The sequence below is a fragment of the Pseudoalteromonas distincta genome (genome assembly GCF_000814675.1).
Lineage (GTDB): Bacteria > Pseudomonadota > Gammaproteobacteria > Enterobacterales > Alteromonadaceae > Pseudoalteromonas > Pseudoalteromonas distincta.
Genome location: NZ_JWIG01000010.1, coordinates 143,161 through 161,674, shown reverse-complemented (window position 1 = coordinate 161,674; position 18,514 = coordinate 143,161). Strand labels below are relative to the sequence as shown.

General features: G+C 38.8%; 16 protein-coding genes. 2 read left to right on the top strand and 14 right to left on the bottom strand.

The features are described from left to right. Positions 1–4: 4 nt before the first annotated feature. From QT16_RS07825 to QT16_RS07765, 13 genes are all read right to left on the bottom strand, one after another. Positions 5–610, bottom strand: a complete 606-nt coding sequence (locus tag QT16_RS07825; RefSeq protein WP_200886963.1) for an energy transducer TonB — start codon at positions 608–610, stop codon at positions 5–7. 12 nt (positions 611–622) lie between these two features. Next, positions 623–1,036, bottom strand: coding sequence for an ExbD/TolR family protein (locus tag QT16_RS07820; RefSeq protein WP_004334764.1), 414 nt, complete (start codon positions 1,034–1,036; stop codon positions 623–625). A gap of 53 nt (positions 1,037–1,089) precedes the next feature. Beyond that, on the bottom strand, positions 1,090–1,617 hold the full coding sequence (locus QT16_RS07815) for a MotA/TolQ/ExbB proton channel family protein (protein WP_010552929.1): 528 nt from the start codon (positions 1,615–1,617) through the stop codon (positions 1,090–1,092). 3 nt (positions 1,618–1,620) lie between these two features. Further along, complete coding sequence (locus QT16_RS07810; RefSeq protein WP_039487736.1) at positions 1,621–2,988, bottom strand: MotA/TolQ/ExbB proton channel family protein; 1,368 nt, start codon at positions 2,986–2,988, stop codon at positions 1,621–1,623. 10 nt (positions 2,989–2,998) lie between these two features. Beyond that, positions 2,999–3,751, bottom strand: a complete 753-nt coding sequence (locus QT16_RS07805) for a DUF3450 domain-containing protein (RefSeq protein WP_004334751.1) — start codon at positions 3,749–3,751, stop codon at positions 2,999–3,001. 251 nt (positions 3,752–4,002) lie between these two features. Next, positions 4,003–4,617: a DsbA family protein gene (locus QT16_RS07800; RefSeq protein ID WP_039487734.1), complete on the bottom strand. Its 615-nt coding sequence runs from the start codon at positions 4,615–4,617 to the stop codon at positions 4,003–4,005. Between the two features lie 13 nt (positions 4,618–4,630). Next, entirely contained in the window at positions 4,631–5,713 is a 1,083-nt protein-coding gene (locus QT16_RS07795; RefSeq protein ID WP_039487731.1) for a GGDEF domain-containing protein, read from the bottom strand. A gap of 5 nt (positions 5,714–5,718) precedes the next feature. Then, positions 5,719–7,608 (bottom strand): methyl-accepting chemotaxis protein, encoded by a 1,890-nt coding sequence (locus QT16_RS07790; protein WP_039487730.1) that lies wholly within the window; start codon positions 7,606–7,608, stop codon positions 5,719–5,721. A gap of 256 nt (positions 7,609–7,864) precedes the next feature. Continuing rightward, entirely contained in the window at positions 7,865–9,121 is a 1,257-nt protein-coding gene (locus QT16_RS07785; protein WP_039487728.1) for a sugar MFS transporter, read from the bottom strand. 88 nt (positions 9,122–9,209) lie between these two features. After that, positions 9,210–10,100, bottom strand: coding sequence for a substrate-binding periplasmic protein (locus tag QT16_RS07780; RefSeq protein WP_039487726.1), 891 nt, complete (start codon positions 10,098–10,100; stop codon positions 9,210–9,212). Positions 10,101–10,178: 78 nt separating this feature from the next. After that, positions 10,179–10,691, bottom strand: coding sequence for an RNA methyltransferase (locus QT16_RS07775; RefSeq protein WP_024595017.1), 513 nt, complete (start codon positions 10,689–10,691; stop codon positions 10,179–10,181). After that, a complete protein-coding gene (locus QT16_RS07770; protein ID WP_004334734.1) occupies positions 10,691–11,203 on the bottom strand; it encodes a YcgN family cysteine cluster protein in 513 nt (170 codons plus the stop codon). The genes QT16_RS07775 and QT16_RS07770 overlap by 1 nt, the downstream gene beginning before the upstream one ends. A gap of 97 nt (positions 11,204–11,300) precedes the next feature. Further along, complete coding sequence (locus QT16_RS07765) at positions 11,301–13,142, bottom strand: DUF885 domain-containing protein (protein ID WP_039487724.1); 1,842 nt, start codon at positions 13,140–13,142, stop codon at positions 11,301–11,303. 154 nt (positions 13,143–13,296) lie between these two features. On the opposite strand from QT16_RS07765, the gene QT16_RS07760 reads away from it, so the two are divergent. Both QT16_RS07760 and QT16_RS07755 read left to right on the top strand, forming a co-directional pair. After that, positions 13,297–14,574: a Xaa-Pro dipeptidase gene (locus QT16_RS07760; protein WP_039487723.1), complete on the top strand. Its 1,278-nt coding sequence runs from the start codon at positions 13,297–13,299 to the stop codon at positions 14,572–14,574. A gap of 218 nt (positions 14,575–14,792) precedes the next feature. Further along, entirely contained in the window at positions 14,793–17,213 is a 2,421-nt protein-coding gene (locus QT16_RS07755) for a TonB-dependent receptor (RefSeq protein WP_039487722.1), read from the top strand. Between the two features lie 128 nt (positions 17,214–17,341). On the opposite strand, the gene adhP is transcribed toward QT16_RS07755, so the two are convergent. Further along, positions 17,342–18,352, bottom strand: a complete 1,011-nt coding sequence (gene adhP / locus QT16_RS07750; protein ID WP_039487721.1) for an alcohol dehydrogenase AdhP — start codon at positions 18,350–18,352, stop codon at positions 17,342–17,344. Positions 18,353–18,514: the final 162 nt, after the last annotated feature.

The following is an 18,514-nucleotide window of genomic DNA, read 5'->3' as shown; positions in this document are numbered from 1 at the left end:
CTAATTAACCGCTAATTTGGAAAGATATTTTGTTCTGAACACCCGCAACTTCAACGGCTTCACCGTTTACTACGCGCGGTTTATATTTAAATTTAAGGGCTGCATCCATCGCGGCTCTATCAAAGAGTGACTCAGGCTCTGCTTTTACTACTTGTGGGTCGCGTACAGTACCTTGTTTTGTTACTGTAAATTCAACAATAACGTAGCCTTCTATGCCACGTGATAACGCACGGCGCGGATAAACAGGGGCCACCTTAACAATCGGTAAGTATTCACCATCACTTGTTTCAAGTGCTAACCCGCCGGCTAAATTTACATCCGCTTCTACATTGGCACCAAAGTCAAAGTTGTTAGCATTTGCTGTAGCATCACTATTTTGCATTTGCGGTGATTCCATTGGTGGTGGCGGCTCTTTTGGTGTTGGTGGCTTTTGTGGCTTACGCTCTTTTTTTTGTACGGTTTCTTCTTTTTTCAAGCGAACAAAATCAAGTACGTTACCCTTTACCGGATCCGTCATAGCGCCTTCACCGCCAGTGATCAGTGCCTGCATGCCTAAAAACAACATAAAGGTCACTACACCGGCTATCACTAATGCAACTAAATATCGCAACATAACTAGCCCTTAAGACGCATCTTGTGCGGCAATTGATACATCAAATGCGCCCGCCGCGCGCGAGGCATCCATCACCTTAATTAACATTTCGGTAGTGGCTTTTTTATCTGCTTGAATCACAACGCTACCTTGTGGATTTTCTGCTTTTAAACGCTCGATATTGGCTTGTACCGCGCGTACATCAATTTGACGTTTATTAATCCAAATCTCGCCTGTATCAGAAATAGCCACTAAAATATTAGCGCGCTCTTTTTTAACCGCTGTTGCTGCTTCTGGGCGGTTTACATCAATACCGGCTTCTTTAACAAAAGAGGCAGTTACAATAAAGAAAATAAGCATGATAAATACAACGTCTAGCATTGGGGTCATGTTTATTTCTTCAGCTTCGTCTTCTTGAAATAGGTTTCCTAACGGGGCTCTCATTTTTATTCTCCTAGGATGAGCGGCTTTATAAGAGCCGCTCATCAAAATTTTGCTTAATGGTCTAAAACCATGCTGTCTTGTAGTAGTTCTACTTCGCGCTTAGCTTTTCGTTGTAAGTACGTTGAGGCAAATACCCCAGATAACGCACCTACCATGCCTGCCATTGTCGGGATAGTTGCTTTAGATACCCCCGATGCCATTGAACGCGCACTCCCTGTGCCGGTAATTGCCATTACATCAAACACTTCTATCATACCCGTCACCGTGCCTAACAAACCAAGTAGTGGACACAAAGCAACCATCACGTTAATTAAAGAAAGATTGGTGTTTAAGCGCATACCAGCTCGCGATATCATCGCTTCGCGTATTTGCTCTGCATTCCAGCTATCTCGTTCTGCACGGTTAATCCAATTGGCTTTAAGAGCGTGTTTATAGCTTCTAAAACCATTAAAAAAGTAAATAAATCGCTCGAGTATCAATAACCACATCGCGAAGATTAACACCCCGATGACCAAGAGAACTTGGCCACCGGTGTCGAGAAAATCACGGATAGCATTGATTGAGTCAATCAATAGCACCATGGTTTATGCTCCCTTCTCGCTTCGCTCTGCAATAATACCGGCGCTCTGCTCTTGAATAGTTAACAAGATATTTTTAGCGCGCGTATTAAGTAAGGTGTATAAAAATACCGTTGGTATGGCGACCACTAAGCCCAATACCGTTGTTACTAGCGCTTGAGAAATACCACCCGCCATAAGCTTAGGATCCCCAGTACCAAATAAGGTGATTGCTTGGAATGTATTGATCATGCCGGTTACCGTACCTAGTAAACCTAACAGCGGCGCAACAACAGAGATGATTTTGATAAGTGTTAAATTACGCGTCACTTTTGGCATTTCACGTAAAATAGCTTCACTTAATTTAAGCTCCAGTGTGTCGTGTGAAACACTTGGAAATTGATCTTTTACTTTCATTACGCGTCCAAGCGGATTGTCATCACGTGCAACTGTATCTTTAAGCTGACGACGAATTTTACCGCCCATAATCAATAGTGAGAAAAAACGCTCAAGTGATATAAGAAGTGCAATAACACCTACGCCTAAAATCACATAACCCACTGTGCCACCTTGGTGAACACGCTCTTGGGTATCCGGTGCTTGTACTAATAAACCAAGTATAGAGCCACCTGTTGGGTCAAGTGCAAATTGCACCACGCCACTTTTAGTGCTTTGTAGCTCTTCTGCTGTTGCAGTAAAGCGCGATACAGGTTGGCGAGTTAATTCACTCAAAGAATTAGTCGAAGGATTAAACTCTAAATACTTACCGTTTGATATAAGGTTAAATGCGCCCACTCGCACAACTTCTTGCTGTGCTTTAGTACCGCCTTCAACAATAACACTTGCGTTAAAACGACTTACTTTACCTTGCTCGGTCATTTCGCGTTGTAATTCAAACCATACTTTTTCAATATCTTCTATTGAAGCAAGTTTTGAAGTTGAGCCCATCTTTTGAGCTAGGTCATCCATAAACGTACTGCGCCCAGCAATCTGAGCAGATACTATTGATGTCGCAAATTTATTACTAGAATCCCCTGCAACTTGCTGAAGAACGCCAAACAACTCTTTAAGCGAACCCATTCGTTTAGAAAGCGTGTCTGTTAAGTTAGCAAGTTTTACTTCGTTTTCTTCAAATTGCGTTTCTAGACGTTCAGATTCCACCAGCATTTGATTGCGCTTTGCTTGGGTATTTTTAAGCATTTGTACTTGCTCACTTTGGCGAGCAGCAAACTCTTGTTCACGTTGTTTATTTTGCTCGCTTTGAGCTGATTTACCATTTTCAAGCGTTTTAAGTAATGAATCTAAGTTCATTGGCTCTGCCGCTATACTTGCACCAGTAATGCTTAGGCTTGCAGCAAAAAGAGCTATTTTTGTCATTTGAGTAAACAATTTCATTTTCAACCTCTTATTCTGCTGCATGTACTGGCAGAGTTAACATATCTGGGGCAAGTTGTTTACGCGCAATGCGTAAACCTTTATTAATTTGGCTTATTGTAGAGTCTGGTAATGCTTCAAATGACTTTGTATCTGCATTCCAACTACCTGCTTTTTTGCCATCGCGTGTTAAGTAAATAAGCTCTAAACGGCCAATGCGTAAAAAATCAACTTCACGCTCTTTGTCATCCACATTTAAAAGTGCGGTATAAGCTTCAATAGTGCGCCCGTAGTCAACTTCTACTTGATACGCTTCAAGTACACGGCGGAATTTTTCACTTGAGTTAATATCAGCACGATTCATCATTTCTTTTAAAGACGTAACGCGCTTAGTGCGCTCATCAGCTAAAAATGGAATATCTAAAGATACAAACTGCTCAAGACCTTCAATCATTCTAAGCATTAGCGGCGTAATTTGACGTTCAATAATAGAAACCTGATCCATTGACAGGTTTAAAGATTCCATCTCTTCTATTTGATTATTTAATTGTTTAGTTAGCTGGGCGTTGTATACAGCTAAACCATCAATCTCTTTATTGAGGGTTTTAAATTGCTGTAAACGTCCTTGCATTGAATCTGCAATCTTGTCTATTTTTGTTTGTGATTGCGCAGCTGATTTATTAATTTCACTGCTTTTATCAATAACCTTATCTAAATCGTTTGCGTGTACTGCTGCACTTGCGGCCACAATACCAGCTAAGATTAATGGTTTAACGCCTTTCATCGCATACACCTTTACTCGTTAGTTAGCGGATTTGCTAGTTTGTTTTTTTAGGTCATAAACTTTGTTATATAAATAATTTATGACTTAATAATTCAATGAGCAGGAGTTTATAGATGAAACATGACAAGGATGTTGCGCAAAAAAGTCGCTTTTATGACAATGGTAACAATTAAGACTTACGAGGAGGTTTTAACGCGAATAAGGGTACTTGCTGGCCAAATACCCCCTATTAAGAAGATGCAAGAAGGTGGTTAATCCAAAATTGAATTAATTTGATTAAGGCAATAGTGCCAATCGGTATAATTTATTTCGATAGGGTAAGCTTTATTATCTTTAATAAGCACTAGTGAGGGAAAACCTTGAATTGGTAAAGTGCGAACAAAGGATAACTCCGCTTTGAGCTCCTCATTAAGCTCGCTTGATGTTAGCTGCTCAGAAAACTCATCTTTATTTAAGCCAATTTTTTCAGCCAAACTAATTAATGTACTTTCATCAGACGGGTTTTGTGCGTTTAGGTAATAAGCGTGTTGAATAGCAGCCACCATTTGAGCTTCTTTACCCGCTTTACGCGCTATAAGAGCGGCTCTACATGCGGGATACGTTGAACGCCTTGGCTGGCAATTGCGCCAAAAATCATAATTAAATTGCGTACCTAACTGAGCTGAAATTTTATGCCAAGTCCCCTCAAGCATCTCTTTCATATTTTGTGGCATTGGGTCTTGGCTATCGGGTGCTAGGCCACCTACTTTATATTCTATTGCCACTTTACCAGCAAGCTCTGATTTTAGCTTAAGCCAGGTTGGTGAGTAACCCCAACACCAACTACACATTGGGTCATGGACATATATTAACTTACTTTGAGACATATTAATCCTTCAACTAGTTTGAGACGACTCTATTGCGACCAGCAGCCTTTGCACTATAAAGAGCTTCATCAGCTTGCTTTAATGAATCATCATAATCATTTACTTTATTTACTTGGGAAATACCAATGCTACAGGTGATTGAAATACGCTGCTTGTCATCAGTAAATATAACATGACCTGCCACGGCTTCTCGAAATTTGTTCGCAATTACAGTGGCTGTAGAGGCAGTGAGCTGCGGTAAAATAACAACAAATTCCTCACCGCCATAACGGGCCTTTAACGCAGTTGCCAAAAACTGAGACTCAAGAAGTTTCGTAAATTCTATCAATACCGTATCACCAAAATCGTGGCCATGCGTATCGTTTAAAGATTTAAAATTATCTAAATCAATTAATAAAATTGAAAAAGGTAAGTACTGCTCTGGGCGTGTTTGAGCAAGCTTTAAAAAATGAGAGGTAATAAAACGCCTATTTGCTATGCCAGTAAGGGGGTCAGTATAAGCATCTTGTTTTTGCTCTAGCGTAATATCGGCAATAGCCATGTGGCTTTTATGCCTAAAATACTCACCAATAAATGAGAATAAAAACACCATAGAAAAGGACGCTATAAAACGTGTTTTTTCTACGTTGCCATAGCTAACTTGACCAAAGTCAGGGCCGTATAAAATAACAATACAAGAAAACAGTAAGGTACAGCCTAACCAAGCACCTAATCTAACCCCTAAAGATGCAAACGTTACGACAGGATAAAACATTAGCCAATATAGCGCGGTATTATCTTTACCGCCGGTATAAACAAGTGCAATAAACATCATGCACACAATGCTCATACTTATTAATGCCACAACTTGCAGATTACCCGTTTTTATAAAATAGATAGAACAGCTTATATTTGTAATGTTAACGATAATTAATGAAGCGGTCAGTAGTGGCGAATAAAGCTTATAATTAAAAAACACTAATACTGCGATCACCACAATTGAAATCCCAATCATGGTAAATAAAGAAAACGCTTTGCGTTGCATGTCTGAGCTATAAACACTGTCGATATTTATTAGACTGAGCCAATTTGGTTTATTCACATTTTTTTTAGTCATTAATTTTATACTTTAAACTTTTGAACCATATTTTCTAAAGCACTAAACTGTTGTTTTAGTTTGGTACATTCGTCAAGCGTGTCATTTAAGTTAGCCTTGCCTTGTATACAAAGCGAATTAATTGTTTGAATATCTGTATCTAATAACTTAACAACTTGGTTTTGTTCGTCTGTTGCAGTGGCCACAGAGTGATTTGCATCGTTAATTTGTTGAATCGCTTGTATAACATGGCTCATTAAATTACCAACAGCATCGGCTTGTTGCACGCTTTTTTCACTGCCTTCAAGGCTTGTTTTCATAAGCTCTACCGCAAGGTTTGAGCCTTTTTGCAACTGACTAACCGTGTCTTCAATCTCTTGCGTTGACTGTTGAGTGCGGTGCGCTAATTGGCGAACTTCATCTGCTACAACGGCAAAACCGCGTCCCGCCTCTCCTGCTCTAGCGGCCTCAATTGCGGCATTAAGTGCCAATAAATTAGTCTGCTCGCTTACACCTTTAATAACTTCAAGCACTTGGCCAATACTGGCTGTATGCGTATTTAAACTGTTTATAGTTTGCTGAGCTTTTTCCATATTACCCGAGAGCTGGTGGATAGTTGCAACACTGTGGCTTAATGCTTCTTGGTTTTGTGTTGAATGTTCATCTGCATTTTTAGCAAGCTGCGATGCACTCTCTGCATTACTTGAAATATCCATTGATGTGGCAGAAAACTGGTTGATAGCCGCTGCAACACTATCGGTTCGTTTACTTTGATCATCATACATAGACAGCGAAGAATGTGTTTGTGATACCAAGCTCTCAATAGCTGTATCTAATTGCTTTGTAGACTCTTTTACTTGCTCTATTGAATGCTGAATTTTTTCGATGAAAATATTAAATGAATAGCTTAAATCGCCAAATTCATCGTCGTTTTCAACGGTTAAACGCCTTGTTAAATCGCCCTCACCTTGTGCTATATCTTTAATAGCATCGTTTAAACGATTCATTGGCTGCATTAAATAGCGTAATAAAAGCTGCATCATAATTATAATAGTGATAATTCCTATCACCATAAAAACAGCTGCGGTTTGGCCAAAATTAGAGACACTGGCATACGCTTTATCTTTGTCTATAACAACACCTAGGTACCAATCTACGTTTTCAATACCACTAATTTTTGTAAACGAAATAAGCTTAGACTCTCCGTTTATCTCGTACTGGGTAAACTCACTTTGTAAAGGTGTGTTGGTTCCAAAGATGCCTGATGTATTTTTTAAGTTTAACTGAGCATTTGGATGGCTTAACACTTGCCCTTTGTTATCGAGTAAAAAACCATAACCGAGTCCTAAAAAGTCAATATCGTTGATAATTTTTGTCACGGTCTGCATATCAATATCGGCACCTGCAACGCCGCTAAACTGACCATTTTGGAGTATGGGTACTACCGCTGAAATTGTAAGCTCGTTAGTGGTTACATCAATATAAGGAGTTGTAAACGCGGTATTTGATTTGTTTTCGACTAATTTATACCAAGGGCGAGAAGTCGCATCAAAATCTGGAGGTAAAACGACTGATTGATCGTTTAATATAAACGTGCCGCTGGATTTACCTATATACGTATTTTTAAAGCTTCCAGCAAGCTCTGCTGTATTTAATTGTGAAAGGGTGAGTGCTTTAGAATCATTAGCTTTATGGGTTTTAGCAATTGATATAACAATCGCCAACTTTGCATTTAACCAACTCGCTATATTTTGTGAAACAGATTCGGAATTTTGTTGCAATACCAGGCTTAACTGCTGCTCGGTTTGCTTGCGCATCGCAATGTAGTTATTAAAAGTAAATAACCCTAGCACCAAAACCAAAATTAAGGAGGCTGCAATAGTCACTTTGGAAGTAAATTTCAACGAGTTAAGCATATACATCCTTTTTATTATTTATCGTTATTAGCCTTACTGTTTTAGCAAAAATTTAGCTAAATGTCCTAGTAAAAGAGACTTACAGTTAGGTTATTGATGAAAAATAAGAATAAAGGATTGTAAAACAAAAGGCTTTTGTGGGTAACTGGCTAATATTAAAATAATAAATGACTAGATTTATTTTTTATGGAACGTTCCCATTAAATGTAGCTTTATAAGTGACTGAATACGTATTCAGTCACTCTTGTATAGTCTGTTATTTCCACTTATTTGCTAAGCGAACAACATTTAAACCGTACCATGCAATAAATACATAACATAACATTGGAACAAAAAAGCTTTGCTGTATATTTACTGTATCAGCTATAAAGCCTTGCAGTAATGGTACAAGTGCACCACCAACAATTGCTAAACATAACCAGCCAGAACCTTTGCTCGTCAATGATCCTAGTCGCTCGATTGCAACTGAAAATATAGTCGGGAACATAATTGAGTTAAATAAACCAATTGCCAATACTGAGTATAAAGCTACGTCACCTTGAGTAAAAATAGTGATCAGTAATAGCACAATAATACTAAATGCATTAAACGCTATAGCTTTAGAAGGTGCAATCTTTTGTAATAATACAGAGCCAATAAAACGTCCTACCATTGCCCCGCCCCAGTAATAACTAATAAGTGCGGCCGCAGTATGCTCTTCAAGCCCTGCTATGTGCGCCTCACCAAAGTAGTTAACTAAAAAGCTGCCAATGGCAACTTCCCCACCTACGTAGCAAAATATAGCAAGTACACCCATAGTTAAGTGCGGTGCTTGCATTAACGAACGAGATTCAATTGCTGTATTATTTTCCTCTTTGTGGGCTTCAATTTCTGGAAGCTTTATAAAGGCAAATACAATAGCGATAAGTAATAAAGCGCCAGCAAGCATTAAATAAGGCACTTTTACAGATTCTGCAGTTGCTGCCGATGCGGCTAAACTACCTGCCGTACCGAAAAATAATAAACCACCAACATAAGGTCCAACGGTAGTACCAAGCGCATTAAGTGCTTGTGCTAAATTTAGACGAGAAGAAGCTGTTTTTTCGCTGCCAAGAGCAGCAACATAAGGGTTAGCAGAAACTTGAAGTACTGTTACGCCTGCAGCAAGTACAAATAAAGCGCCTAAAAATAGCCAATATTCATGTACTACAACAGCAGGGTAAAACAACATACACCCCATTGAAGCCACAATTAAACCAGTTAAAATCCCTTTTTTGTAACCAAATTGCTTAACTAAAAGCCCCGCAGGAATAGAAACAATAAAGTAAGCCCCAAAAAAGCAAAACTGTACTAGCATCGCTTCAAAAAAGCTTAAATCAAATACGCCTTTTAAGCGTGGTATTAGTACATCGTTTAAAACAGTAATAAAACCCCATAAAAAAAATAGGGTCGTCATTGCAGTCAGTGGAAACAGATAATTTTTATTTGGCTGTTCGTTGACCGCGAATGATTGGTTTGTATTTATTTCACTCACGTCGTTTTCACTCCATTAACAAATTGAAAACGATTTTACATGTTTAAATATAAATTAGTCAGCGCACTTATGGAACGTTCCGATATCGTTATTCACATAATGTATTGGTCGAACGAATAATTCGATCTATTTCGCCACTGTTATGAAACTGATAAAGCCCTTCGTTTATATCCTCTAATACTAAAAGCCAATTAGGTGTTCGCTTACTAATGGCAAAATATAAAGAGTTATATTGCAAAGGAATGCTTTCTTGCTCAATGGAAGAAAGCAAAGATTGTTTTTCAGGTTTAGTTAAAGAGGAGTAAGCCACAGATGATTTCAATGCTTGAGGGTCGCCTATAATCAAATCAACACGTTTAGCAGTCAGTAGCTTAACAAGCTGTAAATCATCAACAGAGGTGATAACTTCAAACTCGCCATTGTCCATCATGGCATCAAACTCTGGCGTATTTTGATACCCTCGAACAACACCAATCTTTTGCCCTTTAAGTGATTTTAAGTTTCCTGTGAAACGGTCTGTATCGCCTTTCCTTTTTAAAAAAGCAATTTCGCCACCCTTAAACGAATTAGATAAACCGAGCAATTCTCGACGTGTTTTACCATCAACATAATCGGAGGGAGCTGTATCTTCTATAAAGTATTCAGGCATTAGTATGTCAGCCCTGCCTAGTTCTACATTTCGTACCGCTCTTGCCCAAGGCAAAAATTCAATATATACGCTGTAGCCCTTACTATTTAACAAGGCAATTGAAAATTGATAAACCCAGCCTTTATTACATAAATTTTTACCAATATAGGGAGGCCAATCGAGTGTGGCTAGATGAAGTGTTTGTTTGGAGTTTTTAGCTTCATAGAGCACCCCCGATTTATGGGAATGCCCAGTTAAGGTGTGTTGAGTACCATTTTGAAAATACTCAACCGATGTTTCAGCAAAACTATTACTAGTTGTTAGCAATGATATAAAATAAAACCAGCGCATTTTAGTATCTATTTGTGATTAATAGTGTTTTTAAGTTTAGCTACTACTATCACTTTTGCACAAATAAACCTTAACTAATCAGCTTTTTTGCCACCTCATTTTATTGTTTGTATCACGAGAGCTAATAATAGTATCGTCACTACTCTCAACGCCGCCTAATTTAGCCAAGCGGTCATACAAAACTACATTACAGGTAGCCGCTAAGTTCATACAGCCAATAGTTGGAATATAAACAACCTCATCGCACCACTTTAAGACGTCTTTTGATACAGAACCATCTTCGGGGCCAAATACATAAAATGCATTTTCAGGATGTTTAAACTCAGGTAAAGGTGTTGCACCTTCAATAAGCTCAATAACCACAACCGTTGCGCCTTGTGGCTTTATTGCTTCTAAGTTATCTGTTTCGGTTAAAGGAATACGCTCCACTACATTTTTTGTATCTGTATGGAATTTTTTGGCATTTAAGTAGCGATTGCCTGTAAAAAAAACTTGTTTAGCGTCATAACAGCCAGCTGCTCGCAATACACCGCCAACATTAGTCGGGCTTTTAGGATTGATTAAACCAATTACGGCTTGTTGTTTACTCATTAATCTACGTCCTTTGTTGGCCATTCTGCAATGTACAAATCAAAGTCGTCGAGCTTTACATCGCAATCTTTTACTGTTTTGTCTTTTACAGAAATACCTAGCTCATGCATCTTTGTTTTATCACCATTATTTAATAACGGATGCCAAGAAGCCAAACCACGACCTTCATGTAAACGACGGTAACTGCAGCTTTGTGGCATAAAAAAGATGTCTTTAAGGTTTTCTTTTGTGAGTTTTACACAAGAAGGAACAAGCGTTTGGCGGTTTTCATATTCGCTACAACCACAGGTGTTGTTATCAAGATACTGACATACAATATTAGTAAATATTAATTGCTCACCTTCGCGTAACTGATCGGTGGCGGTAAATTCGTCTTCATCTTCGCTATCAATAAACGTATTTAAACAACATTTTCCGCATCCATCACAAATGGCTTCCCATTCGTTTTGACTCATGTCGCTTAAGCTTTTTTTAAGCCAAAATTGTGTATTTGCTAATTGTTGATCAAACATAGTTTACTCGTGCCCCCTAAAGAGCGCGCATTCTACCGTATTGCTGTAAATGGCGCAAAGCCAATACCCTTTCAAAGTACTGGCTTTGCGCTACAAATTAGCTTTGAGATTTTACCCAACGCTTAATTTTTTCCTCTAGAATTGGCATTGGCAATGCGCCATCAATTAATATTTGCGTGTGAAACGCTTTAATATCAAATTTATCACCCAGTTGTTTTTTAGAAAAATCACGTAATTCTTGAATTTTAAATTGCCCTAACTTGTAAGAAAGCGCTTGTCCTGGCCATGCAATATATCGCTCAACCTCTGCAATTACATCACTCTTGGCCATAGATGAATTTGCAAGCATGTAATCTATACCTTGCTGACGCGTCCACCCTTTTGCATGAAAACCGGTATCAAGCACTAAACGCATTGCGCGTAATTGCTCATCCGATAAACGTCCATACCACATATAAGGGTCGGTAAATAAGCCTAGCTCTTTGCCTAAGCTTTCTGCGTAAAGCGCCCAACCTTCTGCAAACACGGTATAACCACCAAATTTACGAAAATCAGGTAAGCCCTCAATTTCTTGCTGAAGTGCTATTTGAAAGTGATGACCCGGGGCTGCTTCGTGAATCGATAAAGTTTCGAGTAAAAATTTAGGCTGCGCTTTTAAGTTATAAGCATTGATATAAAAAATACCAGGACGAGAGCCATCAGGCGCCGGAGATGCATAGGATGCACCTGCTGCCGACTGCGCTCTGTAGGCTTCAACTGCTTTTACAACGTAAGGTGCTTTGGGTGCTATGTTAAAAAGTAGAGGCAAACGCGCATCTATTTTTTTCTTAACGTTTTCATATGCCGCAATTAACTCCTCAGGCGTGTCGTAGTAAAATTCATCTGAATCACGTAAATGATCAAAAAATTCAGATAGCTCACCTTTAAAGCCTACGGTTTCTTTTACTTTTTTCATTTCGCTTAAAATGCGCGACACTTCACTTAAACCAATGTCATGAATTTCGTCTGCAGATAAGCTAAGCGTTGTGTTTTTCTTAATTTGGTATTCGTACCACTCTTTACCGTTTGGTAAGTCACTGTAACCTACGCTTTCTCGACTATTTGCAATATACTGATTAGCTAAAAAGTCACTCATGCTTTTATAAGCTGGTACTAAGTGCTGCAAAATCAATTGACGATACTGCGCTGTAATTTTTTGCTTTTGCTGTGCGCTGAACGATTCTGGTAATTTTTTAATTGGCCCCCAAAATAGTGAATCTTCGGCATTTTTAACTACATGAGCTGCAAATTGTGGCTGTAATTTTTCAGCAAGTGGTTTTGGTAACGTAATACCTAGTTTAATGCCTTGCGCCATTGAACGCTCTACACTGGCAAGCCACTTTACAAAACCTTCGCTACGCGAGATAAAAGCGGTGTAATCTTCAACGGTATTGAACGGCTGAGCACTTTGACCTGAACCAAAACCTGCAAAGGTGTTATGCGCACCCGCCATTTGATTTATTGGTAGTAAATAATCAGGAAACTGCATGCCTTCTAATTTAAGTGCAAGGTCGCGCTCTAATATTTCAAAGCTTAAAAGCGATTGCCCTGTTAACTGTGCTTTATCTATAAAGTTTAATCGCTGTTGATATTTTTTATAAAAAGCGGCTTTTTTTGCTCTATTTTCTTCTGAAATCACAGGCGTGAATTGATCGTTAAACTCATTACGACCATTGTACGTTGCGCTGATGGGGCTATATATGAGCGATTCATCGTAATACTGTGCAACAAGTACATCGAGTTGTTGCTCTGTTGAAAGCTCTGAAACAATACCTGCTGATGCGTTAACTGTGTTTAACTGTGTACTGGTATTAGTCTGTGTACTAAGCTCAGTATTCATACAGCCACTTAAAGCAAACATAACGCCACTGGCAACTAATGCTAATTTAATTGATTTCATGATAATCCTTTTTAATATCGTTTTTTAATTATGCGCATTAAACCGTGCTTAATAAAGAAATTACGATAGATTGCATTCATCGTATTAAATTTGCACTTTTATCTGAACTTGTTACATTTCTATTAATTAAAATATGATTTAAAAGAAAAATAAAATGAAAAAACAACTACTCAGCACCTCTATTGCCTTACTTTGCTTAACCGCTTTTAATACCCATGCAGTTACATACCTATCGGCTAAAGCCATGGTTGATGTTAAAGATGGCAAGCTCATTAAATCACCCTTAATTACTATTGATGATGGCGTAATTACAAACATTGAACAAAATAAAAAACCAACGCTGACTAAAGATGATAAACACATTCAACTCCCTGATTTAACCCTTATGCCAGGTTTAATGGATATGCATGTGCATTTAACGAGTGACCCTACGGTGCCGCGCAGTGAACGTTTAGGCCAGTCAGTTCCTAGAATGGCGATTAAAGCGGCTCATTTTGCTAAAAAAACCCTAGAAGCTGGATTTACAACAGTACGTAATGTTGGTGCAGAAGGTTACAGCGTCATAGCCGTGCGTGACGGCATAAATGCGGGTGACATAGTTGGCCCTCGTATTTGGGCTGCAGGCCCATCACTCGGCATTACTGGCGGGCACTGTGATAACAACCGATTACCTCCTGAGCTTAAATATACTTCAAGTGGCGTCGCAGACGGTCCATGGGCTGCGCGTATAAAAGTACGCGAAAATATTAAATACGGGGCAAATGCTATTAAGTTTTGCGCCACAGGTGGAGTATTTTCAAAAGGGACTAAAGTAGGTGCACAGCAGTATTCTTTTGAAGAAATGAAAGCCATTGTTGATGAAGCCCATATGCGAGATTTACCAGTAGCTGCTCACGCACACGGTACAAGCGGTATAAAAACAGCCATTAAAGCAGGTGTTGATAGCGTAGAGCATGCGAGCTTTTTAGATGACGAAGCGATAGCGCTTGCCAAAGAGCATGGAACTTGGCTTTCTATGGATATTTATAACACCGAATACACACTCACTTATGGCGAGCAAAACGGCGTAGACGAAGAAAACCTTAATAAAGAGCGCCAAGTTTCTAAAAGGCAACGTGATAGCTTTAGCCGTGCTGTAAAAGCGGGTGTTAAAATGGTGTTCGGTACCGATGCAGCAATTTACCCGCACGGAGATAATGCAAAACAGTTTAGCCGCATGGTTGAATTTGGCATGACAGAACTACAAGCCATTCAAGCATCAACTATTAATAGCGCTAAGTTATTAAAAATGGATACTCAGTTAGGACAAATTAAAACCGGATTTGCAGCTGATATAATTGCGGTAAAAGCAAATCCTCTTAAAAGTATTAAAACCTTAGAGGCAGTACCTTTTGTAATGAAAGCAGGTGTTGTTTATAAAAACCAGTTGTAAATACACACTATTAAGGCTGAGTTTACTCAGCCTTAATAAAACTCTCACCTATCTTGAATATGCCATAAAAGGGACACCGTCCCCCTATTAGACTCGCTTTTGTCTATTAATTATCCGAACAGTTTTATTTAATCAAATAAAATGAACTTTCTATTCACTTTAAAAACAATAACCATTATCATTCGCGCAAACTCAATAACGCGAATAGTTATCACTCTATGAAAACGTTTAAGTACTCTCTTATTACTCTTGCTTGTTTAAATGCAAATATGGCATTTGCCCAAAATACACAAGTTGATGCTGATATTGAACGCATCAGCGTATACGAAAAGCAAAACCGCGTGGTGATGAGCTCTGGTCTTGCTACTAAATCAGACATGTCTTTAATGGAAACACCTGCACCGGTTGTAATTATTGACCGAGAACTGATTGAATCTCAAGGTGTAGATAGCTTACAAGATTTAGTTAGAAACGTAAGTGGCTTAACACAAGCAGGTAATAATTACGGTATTGGTGATAACTTAGTAATTCGTGGTTTAGATGCAAACTACACCTACGATGGTATGTATGGTGGTGCAGGCCTGGGTAATACATTTAACCCAACTCGTTCACTTACAAATGTTGAATCTGTTGAGGTTTTAAAAGGCCCTGCAACAGGTTTATATGGCATTGGTAGCGCAGGTGGCGTAATAAACCTAATTGAAAAAAAGCCAGAGTTTGAAGAAAAACACAAAGTATCGGCTGAGCTTGGCCAGTGGGATAGCTATTCATTATCGTTTGATAGCACTAACGCTATAACAGATGATTTAGCTTATCGTGTTATGGCTAAAACAGCGTCAAGTGACGGATTTCGCGATTTAAAAGAAGATCGCGACGAAATTTATACCTCGCTTAAATACGTGCTTAATGACAGACAAAACATCATGCTTTCTGCAGCCTATATAAAAGATGAAATAGCGGTTGATTCTATTGGTCACCCTATTCGTATTTACAATGCAGAAACTGCAAATGGTTTAAGCGCGGGTGAAGTAACCGGTGCCGATTTAGTAAACGATCCAACAGGAAGCGGCGTACAGTTAAGTGATGCACAACGCGACCAACTTGCTAATTCATTATCTGCATCTGAAGGCTTAACACCTTATAGCTTTGGCACAAATGGTATTATTTCACCAATGGCTGATGCTAACGAAGGTGAAGAGTTGCGTTTTAAATTAACGCATAACTATTACATTACTGACGATTTGTTTTTAAACCAGCAGCTACAGTACCGTAACTACACATCAAGTTTTGCGCGCCAAACAGGTGCATATAACTACGTCTATTCAACACGCGATGGAATAATTAATAACGACCCTCGTGCTCCATTAGTTGAAGACGGTGTACTATACCCGTATGCAGCACGCCGCCAAGAATACCGCCAAGTAGAAGCAGATGAGAAATCGTGGCAGTACTTCTTAGATTTACGTTATGACTTTATGTTAGGCGACGTAGATAACGAATTACTAGTTAACGCCAACTACGAAGATAGAGATATTCGTTTTAAACAATTCTCAATATGGGATCAAGATTACGTACTCACAAACAATGATGGTGATGTAACGTACCAAGGTTCTTTGCCGTATATTTACGATATAAGAGAACCAAATTGGCCAACCGGTAACTTTGAAGATTACGATCCGCTTAAAACAAGTGACTACAATAAAAAAGTACAAGCATGGGGCTTAGGCATTCAACATGTTGGTTACATAACTGAAGAACTTACAACGCGTATTGGTGTGGCATATAACCGAATTGAACAAACTTACGAGCACTTTGGTGTTGATGAGCGTTACAGTTCTAGCCGTGCAGAGCCAACACCTGAAGCGAGTACATCAGATTCTGGCTTAACGTATAACCTGGGGGCAACGTATCAGCCATCTGAAGATTTATCTGTATTTGTAAATCATTCAAAAGGTCGTACAGCGTATAGTGTATTAGGCTCTGTGGCAGGTAATGAAGCTGACCGAGAAGATTCAGAGTCTATAAGTAACGACCTAGGCTTTAGATTTAAAGCATTTGATGACCAACTACTCGCATCTGTTGTTATATTTGAAAGCTCTCGTACTAACTTAGAATATGCAAACCCGCTTTATGACGCTTTAACATCAAGCTCAGATGTACCTGAAAGCTATTATGATGGTAAAGAGCAAACAAAAGGTGTTGAGCTTGATTTAAATGCTTACTTGAACGATAAATGGAAAGTAAACGTAAATGGTATTTATCAAGATGCACGTGACAAAAGTAATCCTAACAGCAGTAGTTACGACACACGCCAAAAAGGTGTGCCTTACGTAACAGCAAGTACGTGGGTAACCTACTACGCAGATATGTTTAATTTACCTGAAGCTGTAAATATAAGTGGTGGTATTACATTTGTAGATAACAGAAGTACTAATTCAAGTTCATTCTCGATTCCTGATGGTTATGTACCAAGTTATACGACTTACGATACAGCTGTATCGTATACAACTGATAAATGGCATATGCAGTTAAACTTAAATAACTTGTTCAACAAAAAGTATTATTCAAAAGCGATGTTTTTAGGTGGTATGCCAGGGGAAGAGCGTAATGCAAAACTAAGTTTTAGTTACACTCTTTAACTTGTTAACCTGAACTTTGGATAATAAATCTATCTCAAGCAGAGCTCAGGTTAGTTAAATACTTAAAAAGCACGGTTTTCTAATTTAGAAGCCGTGCTTTTTTGTGTTTTATAAACGCTTAATCTAAATTAAATAGTAACCACTATGCGACCGTTAATTTCACCTTTGAGCATATCATCAAAAATTTCGTTAATGTCCTCTAAACGCTTTTCTTCAATAATTGCTTTTACTTTACCTTGAGCGGCAAATTCCAAGCATTCTTGCAAATCTTTACGTGTACCAACAATAGAGCCAACTACTGACACACCATTAAGGACAGTATCAAAAATAGGAAGTGGCATATCCTCTGCAGGTAATCCCACTAATACGCATTTACCGCCACGGCGTACACTTTTATAGGCTTGTTCAAACCCCGCTTTAGACACCGCAGTACACACAACACCATGCGCGCCACCTACTTGTTCAAAAATAGCTTCGCTTGGAACCACCTCTTTAAAATCGAGTGTTATATCTGCGCCTAGCTCTTTAGCAAGCGCGAGTTTTTCTTTACCTGTATCAACAGCTATTACATTAAAACCCATTGCTTTAGCGTACTGTACTGCTAAATGACCAAGCCCGCCCACACCAACAATAGCAACCCACTGCCCTGGTTTAGCACCGGATACTTTTAATGCTTTATAGGTTGTAACACCTGCACAAAATAATGGAGCAGCCTCAGAAAAGCCTAATCCCTCAGGTATTTTTACAACGTAGTCGCCATGCGCTAAACAATATTCTGCATAACTACCGTCAATAGAATAGCCAGTATTGTGCTGCGATAAACACAGTGTTTCTTTGCCATCTAGGCAAAACTCACAGTGCCCACATGCACTATAGAGCCAAGGAATACCCACTCTATCGCCAACTTCTAAGTGTTTTATATTGCTTCCGACTTTTTCGATAACACCGACACCTTCATGCCCTGGTACTAATGGCATTTTTGGTTTTACTGGCCAATCCCCATGACAGGCATGTAAATCTGTATGGCAAACACCACAGGCCGCTATTTTTACTAAAACATCGTTTATTCCCACCTCAGGAATTGGTAGGTCTGTTATTTCTAATTTACCTTTGTATTGAGTATTAATTGCAGCTTTCATAGTCATTCCATCGTATGTGAAAAAAAATTAAAAATAAGGATTTATTTACGTATTGTTGTGTACAACATATCCCAATATAGATGTATAAATATTAATCTAAATCATATTTTAGTCATTTAAATTAACCTATAAGCCTGCTAAGAACTTGCTATCCATAATGAG